Below are 10,679 nucleotides of genomic sequence, written 5' to 3' on the forward strand. Positions count from 1 at the left end.
GTGTTCGGCGACCGCCGGAAGAAGCGCGCGTCGTTCCGCGCTGATCCTGACGCTACGCCGCCATTTCCCCTCAGCGGAATCAATGAGGCTTAGAATTCTTCTATGGAGAATTCAGTGGGCCCCTCGCCCAGTACCTCGCCCAGCCCATCGCCCAGCCCATCGCCCAGCCCTTCGTATCCGGTGAGCGCTGCGGGCAACGCCCTGCGCGTGGTCAGGCTGCTGCACGAGCTCGACGAGCTGCGGGTGATGGACGTCGCGGACCGGCTGGGCGTCGCACGGTCGACCGCGCACCGGATCCTGGCGATGCTCGTCTTCGAGGGATTCGCGGTGCAGGACCGCCACAAGGTGTACCGGCCGGGGCCCGCTCTGCAGGCGATCAGGGGAAGCCGGACGGCCCTTCCCCCGGACCTGATCACCATCGCCCACCCTCACCTGCAACGGCTGACGGACGCCGTCCGTGAGACGACCCATCTGATGGTGCTCGATGGCAACGGAGCCCGCTTCCTGGACGGCGTGGAGGGCCCCCAGGCGCTGCGGGTCAGCTACCGCACCGGCACACTCCTGCCCGCCCACGTGACCTCGGGCGGCAAGGCCATGCTCGCCGCGCTGCCGGCGGACCGGCTCCGAGCCCTCTATCCCAACGGGCTCCCCGGGGAGCGGGCCGACGCTTCTGACGACGTGGAGCGCCTGTTCAACGAGCTGGTGGCGGTGCGAAGGGACGGCTACGCGATCAACCTCCAGGAGAGCGAGCGCGGAGTGCACGCCGTCGGTGCGTGTGTGCGCGATCGCACGGGAACCGCCGTGGCCGCCGTGGCGGTCGCGGCTCCGTCGGTCCGGTGCACCCGTGCGAGCCTGACAGCCTTGTCCCGACCCTTGCTGGCAGCCGTGCAGGACATCGGTCAGGGTCTGTGAACGGCGGTGGCGGGCGGCACCGTCATCCCGAGAGAAAAGCGGGACCGCACAGGCTGTTGGGCGATCACAGCCCCAGAATCCGCTCGGCATTGCCATGCGCGATGCGCGCGAGGTCGGCCGGCGCGTACGGGGCGGAACGCAGGAACCTCACCGCCTCGGCGCTGGACTCGAACGGGTAATCGATGGAGAACAGCACCCGGTCGACGCCTACGGCATGGACAGCTCCCAGCAGCGCGGCATGCGACATGACTCCGCTGGTGGTGACGTACACGTTGTTCCGCAGGTAGTACGAAGGCAGGTGCTGCATCCTCTGCTCAACAGGCACTTGGGAGCAGCGGCTGTCGAGCCGGGCGGTCTGGAACGGCAGCAGCTCACCCATGTGCCCCAACGTCACGGACGCACCCGGGAACTCGTCGAACACGCCGCCGTAGATCAGGCGGAGCGCATGGGCGCCCACCGTCGCGGTCCAGCCCCAGGACGGCCCGACCAGCGCGGGATATCCGTCGAAGACATGCCAGTTGTCGGCCGGAACAATGGCCGGATGCAGGTACAGCGTCACGCCGAGGCGCTCCAGTTCGGCCCATACCGGCCTGAACCGCGGCTCGTCCAGGTAGTGCCCCCGCACATGGTCGTTGTACAGCACGCCCTTGAACCCGAGCTCCGTGACCGCCCGACGCAGCTCCATGACCGCGGCCTTGGGGTCCTGTAACGGAAGGGTGGCAAAGCCCGCGAAGCGGGTCGGATGTACGGCGATCGCCTTGGCCAGATAGTCGTTGATCCGCTTTGCGGCCGCCACGGCCTCCGCGGGATCCTCTATCACTTCCACGCCCGGCGTGGAATACGAGAGGACCTGGACATCGACGCCGTTGGCGTCCATGTCCGCCAGCCGCAGCTCGGCCAGATCGTCCAGGCGACGGAACCAGTCCTGCTTCATCGCCTCCGGCACGGGCATGCGCTGACGGATCGCATCCTCCTGCCGGATGGTTCCAGGAACGGAGAACGCTTCTTCCACGGCTACGATGCGCATCTTTTTCTCCGAAGTGTCGCGACGGGTCTTCGAGTTGCTGTCTGCGTGTGGTGTCGGCGGACCTGGCGTCGGCTGCTTGTGACCGGTTCCACGAGCGCCGCGGTCCTTCGTGGAGACACCGCGGCCGGGCACGGCCTCGGCGGCCGGTGCGGGCGACCCGGCGACCAGACCGCCGACCACGGCGGCTCCTCCGGCGGCGGCGGTCGCGGCGATGAAGCTGCGCCGGGTGGCCCGGGTCGGGGACTAGGCGGGTGGAGCCACGGCTTGGAAGGGACGGTCGTTGGACATGTTCACTCTTCCTCGGTGGTGGCGCGGGTGATCGCCGGGTCCTGCCAGTGGCTGTCGCACTCCGCGAAGTGCGCGTTGTTCCCCAGCCGTCAAATCCCTGCCGAGCCGCGGCCGTCGGCGCGTGCCGGGCGGTCGGGGCATCGGTTGTCGTGGTCGGCTCGCAGAGTGGGTGAGCTGTGTCCGGCGACCGGGTCCGAGGTGGGCGCCGCCCTCTCGGACCCGGTGCCGTCAGTCGGCGACCGGTCTGGTGACGGGGATGGATGCCGGACCGGACCGTGCGCTTCTGACCGCCGGTTGGTCAGGCGGTCTTCCTGTCGCCCTCGGCCAGGATCCTGTCGCGTACGCCGGCGAGGGCTCCCGCCATCGCGCCCGCGGGCCTGCCGAAGGTGGTGGCCGAGAACTGGGCAGGGCCGGTCTTGGCGGTGAAGGAGTGCGGGTAGGCGAACTCCCGGAGTCCTTCCTCGCCCTGCTTGCGCCCGTAACCGCTGTCGCCGCGACCGCCGAAGGGCACCGCGGGGTTGATGGAGAACACCAGGGCGTCGTTGATGCTGGTCATTCCGACGCGGAGTTGACGGGCGATGGCTTCGCCGCGGTCGCGGCTGAAGACGGCACTACCCAGTCCGTAGCGGCTGGCGTTGATGTGAGCGATGGCCTCCTCGGTGTCGGCCACCTTGACGACGGCCAGGGTCGGACCGAACGTCTCTTCCGTCACCGCGAGAGAGTCCGGGGCCACGCCGACGAGGACGGTGGGGGAGACATAGCGGTCACCCACTGCGTCGAGGCCGCCGACGGTGGCTGTCGCGCCGCGCTCGAGCGCGTCCTCGATGTGCTCCCGGATGATAGGGATCTGGGTGGGCAGGGGAACCGGCCCGATCTCCGCGTCCTCGCCGCTGCCGACGCGGATTTGCTTGGCAAGCTCGCTGATCTTCTCGACGAACTCGTCGTGAACCGACTCGACGACGTACGCCACTTCGAGACTGATGCAGCCGTGTCCGGTGTTCTGCATGGAGCCCCAGACGACATGGCGGGCGGCTTCGTCCAGGTCGGCGTCCTCGGCCACGACGACGCCGTCCTTTCCTCCCAGTTCCAGCAGAACGGGGGTCAGGGACTGCGCGCACTGGGCGGCCACGGTCTTGCCCGTGTTGACACTGCCGGTGAAGGCCAGCTTGTTCAGGCCGGCCTCGATGAGCGCCCCGCCCGTGGCCCCGAACCCGTTCAGGTTCTGCAGGACGGACGGAAGGTCCGGAACGGCCCGCTGCCAGGTCTGGACGAGCCACTGTCCGATGCCGGGCGTGATCTGGCTGGGCTTGAGGATGGCGGCGTTGCCTGCCGCGATCGCCTCGATCAGGATGGCCCCAGGCGTCAGCAGGGGGAAGTTCCACGGGCCGATGACACCTACGACGCCGTAGGGCTGGTATTCGACCCACGCCCGCTGGTTGGGCACGGTGTGGCTGCCGGGGACCTCACGGCGTCCCAGCACGCGCTCGGCGTTCTCGATGGCGTACTGCACGTGCTCCAGAATCCCGAGCACCTCCAAGCGGGCCTCGTCGAGAGGCTTGCCGTTCTCGGCGTGAATGAGTGCGGTGCCCTCCTCACCACTCACGGCCATCTCCCGCCGCCACGCGCGCAGCCGCTCCGCACGGCCCTCGAATCCGAGGTCCCACCAGGCCGCGGCGACCGAGCGGGCGGCAGCGACGGCCGCGGCCGCCTCCTCCTTCCCCGCCACGGGGTACCGCGCGAACTCGGCTCCGGTGGCCTGATCGACGGTGACCACCTCACTGCCGTCCTGTCCGATGACTCCGTCACGCGTGATCGCTGAAGGGTTGTTACTCACGGGTTTCTCCCAATTTCTTACGACCGCCGGCATCCGAACAGCACCCCGAAGGTGCCGACGGGCGGCGGACGCGGTGTTCGGCGCGGTGAAGAGGCGCTGTGCGACAGCGGGTGCGCGCCGACGTGAATGAACTTCGGCGACGGCCCAAGGGCCGACGCAAGTACTAGATTATCAAGCGCTAGGCTAGTGTCAAGCGTTTGATAGCTAACAAGAAGCTTGTAGCCAGGTCAGCTAGGTCGAGGGCGGCACGCACGACGCTGTCCGCATCGAGCCCGTGATGGCGGTAGACGTCCTCAAGCGATCCGGGCCCGGCGGCGATGTCGGGTACGACCCGGTCCAGCGCCCCCCACCGCGCCCTCGTCCAGCTCGGCATCGCCGACCAACGAGAACTGCCGCCCGGAACCCACGTCGCCGACGGTGGCGTTGACGTAGCGCCGCGAGAGCGCCCCCGGATCGGGGCGGGAGCGCCTCTATGCCGACGGACCCGGTCGAGTAGTCGACGGGGTCCGGATCCTCGGACCGGCTCGGACAGCTCTGATGGATGATCGCCGAGGACAGCCGGAGCACCCTGTCTTCCACCTCACGCGGAGCGCCGAAGTGGTCCTGGGTGTCGGGCGGTGTGGTTGCTGGGCCACTCATGACTGACCAACTCTCGCGGTCGGCTGCAGAGGAGGAGATGCGGGCTTCCCACCCGAGCCGGCTCCCGCCCCGACGCGAGTAACGAGGTCGGCTCCGGCTCGCCGAAACCGACTCCGGCGGGACGGCCCCTGCAGTCGCCCGACCGCTCGGATCACCGACGATTGCGGAGTCATCGAGGGCAGGAGCTCGCCCGTCGAGCCAACAGCGCCCCGTCGATCCAGCGCCGCTCACATGCCCGCGCGACCATTCAGGTTCAGCAGACAGGTGAGCCGCCGGGCCGATGACTGCTTTGCGAGCCGACCAACAGCACAGGAGGCTCAGGAGCTGTTGCCGGCCCGCTGCGCCCTGAGCGCTGTGGCCCCGCCCACTTCCTCACTCTTGAATGAGAGCCAAGTTAGTTATGGAATGTCAACCAGTCAACACCAGGGACATAAAAGAGGAATGAACTGCGGCTCATCTTGACTCAACGCCAAGAGAGCCAGAGAGGTGGCCGAACAGCAGGAAACCCGCCATCCGCCCGCCGGTCATGGCTGCTGCCTAGGCTCGCTGATCCGTGTAGCGAATCGCGGGGGTGGGCCGGAAGCCCCCCGCCATCACACCGGCCTCCGCGGCGAGCAGCGCGTCCAGCGCTGAGTCCTGCTCCTCCAGACCGGGGACACAGACGGTCTCACCGAGACGCAGACCGGCCAGGCTCGCCGAGGCGACGTCCTCAGGCAGCATGGCCCGGGGGTTGCCGCGCGCGACACCGCCGTTCCACTCCGTTGCCACGATGCTGGGGCACACCACCTGGACACGGACCGGGGTGTCGGCGAGTTCACCCGCGAGTGTGCGCGTGAATCCGACGGTGGCGGTCTTCGCGGCGACGTAGAGGGTGCGCCGGGGTGCTTGCGGGCGCGCGCCGTCCCCACCGACGGCGAGGGTACGGCCCGCGCTGAAGGCGAGAAGCGAGGCGACAGTGACGATGCTGCCCTCCCCCGCCGCGAGCATTCCGGGAAGCGCGGCGCGGACCAGCAGGATGGGCGCGACGGCGTTGAGGGTGAGCAGGCTTTCGATGTCGGCCGGGTCGACGTCGGTGAGCGGGGCGTAGCCGCCGGCACCGGCGTTGCTGATCAGCATGCGCACGTCGCCGACGGCCAGGCGGGTGGTGACGGCGGCGATGCCTTCGTGGGTGGCGAGGTCGGCGGGCAGCACCTCGACGGCCGCTCCACGGGCGCGGAGTTCCTCGGCGAGGTCGGCGAGGCGGTCGGCACGTCGCGCGACCAGGACGAGGTCGTGGTCGTCCGCCAGGAGACGGGCGTAGGCGGCGCCGATGCCGGAGGAGGCGCCAGTGATCAGAGCATTGGTACGAGTCATGGGAGACAGTGTTCTTCAAGCGCTGGGCCACTGTCAAACGCTTGATAGTGATGAAGTGTCGTATCCTTCTCCCGTGATACGAAACAACGAGGAGCCCGTCGGGCTCGGCGCGCTCGACCGGGTGACGTGGGCGCTACGCCGCGCGGAGCTGGCAGTGCTGACACTCAAGGAACAGCGGCTGCGCCCGCTGGGCCTGGCGCCGGCGCACTACACGCTCCTGATGTCGGTCCATGTCGAGCCGGGACTGACCGGCGCCGAGCTGGCCCGCCGCCTCAACGTCACCCCCCAGGCCGTCGCCTCACTGGTGGCGCGGCTGGAGAGCCGGGGACATCTGGAGAGACGCGAGCACCCGCGCCACCGGCACGTGCAGGAGCTGCACCTCACCGACGCCGGGCGGGAGTCGCTGAGCGCGGCCGACAAGGTGATCGCCGACATCGAGCTGCAGATCACCGATGATCTCGGTCCGAAGGAGACCACGCAGTTGCGGGCGCTGCTCAACCGGGTGGCCGCGACGATACGCGAGGACGGACCCCGCGGTCCCGTCGACTGACGGTGGCCGAGCAGAAAGTGCCCACCTATTCAGCTGCTTGATTGATATCAGCTATTTTATACAGGCCCAGGTGTCGTATTCTCGCGGCGTGACACACGACGACGGGCGGCCGATCGCCGCCAACGCACAGGACCGAGTGACCTGGGCTCTGCGGCGGGCGGACTGGGCAGTTCAGGCCCGGAAGGATCAGCGGCTACGACCAGTGGGTATCGCGGCCGCGCAGTACACCCTGCTGATCTCCGTCCACAGCGATCCCGGCCTGACCGGTGCGGAACTGGCCCGCCGTCTGAACGTCACCCCGCAAGCAGTGGCCTCCCAGGTCGCCCGCCTGGAGGAGCGGGGCCAACTGGAACGCCGACCGCACCCGCGCCACCGCCATGTGCAGGAGCTGCACCTCACCGATGCGGGCCGTGACTCCCTGCGCGATGCCGAGGCCGTGATCGTGGGCATCGAACAGCAGATCGCCGAGAAGCTGGGCCCCAGGAAAACCGCACAGCTGAGGACCCTGCTCGACGAGGTGGCCGAGGTGGTCCGGGATGCATGAGCCGGTGGGCCCGCCGGCCATCGATCGGCGTCACCGCGGGGTCACACTGTTCGCCTGATGCGTCGTCGTGCTCCTGGTCGGTGCGGCCGTCCTGCTCCGGCGACGCGACGCGTGACAGCGGCTGCGGCGGGCACACCGCCCACCCTCTCGTACGCCTTCGATCGCCAGGACGGGCGGCCACATCCGCCCGAACCAGCGACCCGTACCAAGGAACAAGGAACGGTGAAGCCGTGATCGGACCCGCGTCGCTGCGACGGGTGACCGGCGCTCACCCGCGCCTGCTGGATGCCGCCCTCGCCACCCTCGTGGGCTGTATCGGCCTGCTGCCTCTGCTGCTCGGACGGTGGCCCGACGGTGTACGGCCCTCGGGCGCCGACGCTGTCGCTGCGGCGGCCGCGTTCCTGCTTCTGCTGGCCCGCCGCCGTGCACCGCTGCCCGTCCTGGCGCTGGCGGTTCTCGGGGAGGTGGCCTTCACCCTCCTCGCGTCATATCCGTCGCGGGTGCTGAAGATCGCCGCGTTGCTGGCGGTCTACACCGTGGCCCGAACGGTCCGTCGGCGGATCGCCTTGCTCGCCGTCTCGGGCACGGCCCTCGTCCTGTACGCCGTCATCACCTGGGCGACGGATTCGGCCTCCGGCCCGGAGGCCGGCGCCGTGTTCGCCTGGACCGGGATGTTCGCCGCCGTCGGGGGCACCGTGCGCACCTGGCACGACTACGTCGCCGCGATGGAGGAGCGAGCGCTTCGGGCGGAGGAGAGCAAGGAAGAAGAGGCCCGCCGCCGGGTGGCCGAGGAGCGGCTGCGCATCGCGAGGGAACTCCACGACGTGATCGCCCACCACATCGCCCTGATCACCATTCAGGCAGGGGTCGCCGGTCGCTTCCTTCGGGGCCGACCGGATCAGGCCGAGGTGGCGCTCGGTCACATCCGTGACGCCGGCCGCACGGTCCTGGACGAACTGGGCCCGCTGCTGCACGTACTACGCCAGTCCGGCGACGAGACGGGCGCGACGCATCCGACCGAACCCATGCCCGGCCTGTCCCGCCTCGGAGGGCTCCTCGAATCGCTCACTGCCGCCGGGCTGGGCATCCGCCACCGCCAGGCCGGCCACCCGCGCCCCCTGCCGACCGCCATCGACCTGACTGCCTACCGCATCATCCAGGAGGGGCTGACCAACGCACACAAGCACGGCGCGACCGCCGAGGTGGACCTGCTCGTCGACTACGGGCCCGACGAACTGTGCATCCGGATCACCAACCCCCTGCACTCCGGCCCGTACCCGGCGGCGGCCGCGACGGGCACCGGACACGGGCTGACGGGCATGCGTGAGCGCGCCCACGCGGTCGGCGGCAGCCTCCATGTCGGAGCAGACGCCCACGGTGGTTTTCGCCTCACTGTGCGTCTACCGCTGCCCACAGCCGGACCACCGACCGACACACGGCCGTCGGACCGGTCCGGCACGGCCCCGCGCGTGACCGCCGCCGAGGGGAGGCAGGGATGACCGTCCGCGTTCTGCTCGCCGACGACCAGGCCCTCGTCCGCACCAGCTTCCGCCTGCTCATCGAGTCGGAGCCGGACCTGGAGGTCGTCGGAGAGGCCGCGACGGGCGCAGAAGCGGTCGAACTGGCCCGCAGCACCCGTGCCGATGTCGTGCTGATGGACATCCGAATGCCCGACATGGACGGCGTCGCCGCCACGCGCGCCATCTCGGCGGACGAAGACCTCGCGGGTGTACGGGTGCTGATCCTGACGACCTTCGAAGCCGACGAGTATGTCTTCCAGGCGTTGCGTGCCGGGGCCAGCGGGTTCCTCGGAAAGGGCGTGGAGCTCTCCTACCTCCTCGACGCCATCCGGCTGGTCGCTCACGGAGAGGCGCTGCTGTCACCCATGGCGACCAAGGCACTCATCGCCCGCTACCTGGCCACACCCGACAGGACGAGCGCTCCGGCCCCGGAACTGAAGAGCCTGACCGAACGCGAGCGGCAGGTGCTCGTCCTCGTGGCCGCCGGCCTCTCCAACAACGCCATCGCCGAGCAGCTTCACGTCTCGCCCTGGACCGCCAAGACCCACCTGAACCGCATCATGACCAAGCTCGGCGCCCGCGACCGCGCCCAACTCGTCGTGATCGCCTACCGGACCGGTCACGCCCACCCCGGCGCATGACCGACCGCGCACCACGCGGTGCGCCGGGTGCCCTTCGGCTGCCGGACGGCGTCTGTGCGGGGGTTACGGCGCCGTCGCCAGACCGGGCAGAGGCTGCGCGGGACCATGGATGGGGCCGGCACCGTGCGACAGGGGCCTGCCCGCGCCTCGGTTGGATTGGGCGATGATCTCCGACGTGATGGAGATCGCTGTCTCCTCGGGAGTACGGGCGCCGATGTCCAGGCCGATCGGTGAGTGCAGGCGGGCCAATTGGTACGGGGGGACGCCGGCCTCCCGCAGCAGGTCGATACGGCGCTCATGTGTGCGTCGGGAGCCCATGGCGCCGACGTAACCGACGGGGAGGGTTAGCGCCAGGCGCAGCAGCGGGATGTCGAACTTGGTGTCGTGGGTGAGGACGCAGATGGCGGTGCGGGGGTCGACCTGGGTGGCTTCGAGGTAGCGGTGGGGCCAGTCGGTGACGACTTCGTCGGCGTGCGGGAAGCGGGCGGTGGTCGCGAAGACCGGGCGGGCGTCGCAGACGGTGACCCGGTAGCCGAGGAAGCTCCCGGCCTGGCTGAGGGCGGCGGCGAAGTCGACGGCGCCGAAGATCAGCATGCGGGGGCGGGGCGCGTGGGCGTGGACGAGGACGGTGAGCTTGCGCGTACAGGTGCCGTCCTCGGAGCTCTCTGCTTCTCCCCCACCGCCGCCGACCTCGGTCAAGGCGGTGCGGCCCGCCCGCAGGAACGCCCGCGCCTGTGCCACGACCGCCCGGTCCTCGCTCTCGTCGCCGAGAGTGCCGTCGTGGGCGCCTTCGTCGGGGACGTGGAGCATACGGCCCATGAGTTCACCGGGACCGTCGACGACGTGGGCGACGGCCGACGGGCGTCCCGCGGTCACGGCGTCGAGGGCGGCGGTGAGGGCGGGCACGGTGGCGGGCTCCACGCGCTGTACCAGGATGTCGATCTCTCCGCCGCAGGTCAGGCCGGCAGTGAAGGCGTCCGAGTCGGAGTAGCCGAAGGTAACTCGTGCGGGTGCAGCGCGTTCGGCCAGTATCTGGCGGCCCAGTTCGTACACCGCTGCCTCGACGCATCCGCCGGAGACACCGCCGACCGCGTTGCCGTCGGCGTCCACGGCCAGTGAGGTGCCCGGTGGCAGGGGGGCGCTGCCTCTGACGTCGATGACGGTGGCGAGGGCGAAGGGCCGGGCCTCACGGCACCACTCGTACAGCGTGTCCGCGATGTTCAGCATGGGGGCTTTTCTGTGAGGTGGGGGATTGGCGGGCCGTCGCCGGGCTCTAGGGGAGGTAACCGCGGCGACGGCCCTGATGCCCGGCGGCGTGGCGTCATTCCGCCGGACGATCCAGGTGGCCGGGTGGCCGGGTGGGCACACCGG

At 69.8% G+C, this 10,679-nt stretch carries 9 protein-coding genes; 5 read left to right on the forward strand and 4 right to left on the reverse strand.

The features are described 5' to 3' along the window. The first annotated feature begins 180 nt into the window (after positions 1-180). Positions 181-912, forward strand: coding sequence for an IclR family transcriptional regulator (locus tag OG622_RS08820; protein ID WP_371574606.1), 732 nt, complete (start codon positions 181-183; stop codon positions 910-912). A gap of 64 nt (positions 913-976) precedes the next feature. On the opposite strand, the gene OG622_RS08825 is transcribed toward OG622_RS08820, so the two are convergent. The 3 genes from OG622_RS08825 to OG622_RS08835 all read right to left on the reverse strand — a co-directional run bounded on the left by OG622_RS08825 (position 977) and on the right by OG622_RS08835 (position 6,053). Then, entirely contained in the window at positions 977-2,119 is a 1,143-nt protein-coding gene (locus OG622_RS08825; protein WP_371574608.1) for an amidohydrolase family protein, read from the reverse strand. Positions 2,120-2,525: 406 nt separating this feature from the next. Beyond that, entirely contained in the window at positions 2,526-4,061 is a 1,536-nt protein-coding gene (locus tag OG622_RS08830) for an aldehyde dehydrogenase family protein (RefSeq protein ID WP_371574610.1), read from the reverse strand. Between the two features lie 1,176 nt (positions 4,062-5,237). Continuing rightward, positions 5,238-6,053, reverse strand: coding sequence for an SDR family NAD(P)-dependent oxidoreductase (locus OG622_RS08835; protein ID WP_371574612.1), 816 nt, complete (start codon positions 6,051-6,053; stop codon positions 5,238-5,240). 73 nt (positions 6,054-6,126) lie between these two features. Between OG622_RS08835 and OG622_RS08840 the strand changes: the two genes are divergently transcribed. The 4 genes from OG622_RS08840 to OG622_RS08855 all read left to right on the forward strand — a co-directional run bounded on the left by OG622_RS08840 (position 6,127) and on the right by OG622_RS08855 (position 9,308). Next, positions 6,127-6,603, forward strand: a complete 477-nt coding sequence (locus OG622_RS08840; RefSeq protein WP_371574614.1) for a MarR family winged helix-turn-helix transcriptional regulator — start codon at positions 6,127-6,129, stop codon at positions 6,601-6,603. Between the two features lie 88 nt (positions 6,604-6,691). Continuing rightward, positions 6,692-7,147, forward strand: a complete 456-nt coding sequence (locus OG622_RS08845) for a MarR family winged helix-turn-helix transcriptional regulator (RefSeq protein WP_371574616.1) — start codon at positions 6,692-6,694, stop codon at positions 7,145-7,147. A gap of 230 nt (positions 7,148-7,377) precedes the next feature. Then, the gene (locus OG622_RS08850) at positions 7,378-8,646 is read left to right on the forward strand and encodes a sensor histidine kinase (RefSeq protein WP_371574618.1); all 1,269 of its coding nucleotides are present in this window, start codon (positions 7,378-7,380) and stop codon (positions 8,644-8,646) included. Then, the gene (locus tag OG622_RS08855; protein ID WP_371574620.1) at positions 8,643-9,308 is read left to right on the forward strand and encodes a response regulator; all 666 of its coding nucleotides are present in this window, start codon (positions 8,643-8,645) and stop codon (positions 9,306-9,308) included. Before OG622_RS08850 ends, OG622_RS08855 begins: the two co-directional genes overlap by 4 nt. Before the next feature lie 63 nt (positions 9,309-9,371). Here OG622_RS08855 and OG622_RS08860 read toward each other — a convergent pair whose 3' ends face one another. Then, the gene (locus OG622_RS08860) at positions 9,372-10,535 is read right to left on the reverse strand and encodes an XdhC family protein (protein WP_371574621.1); all 1,164 of its coding nucleotides are present in this window, start codon (positions 10,533-10,535) and stop codon (positions 9,372-9,374) included. Positions 10,536-10,679: the final 144 nt, after the last annotated feature.

Source organism: Streptomyces sp. NBC_01314 (assembly GCF_041435215.1).
Classification (GTDB): domain Bacteria; phylum Actinomycetota; class Actinomycetes; order Streptomycetales; family Streptomycetaceae; genus Streptomyces.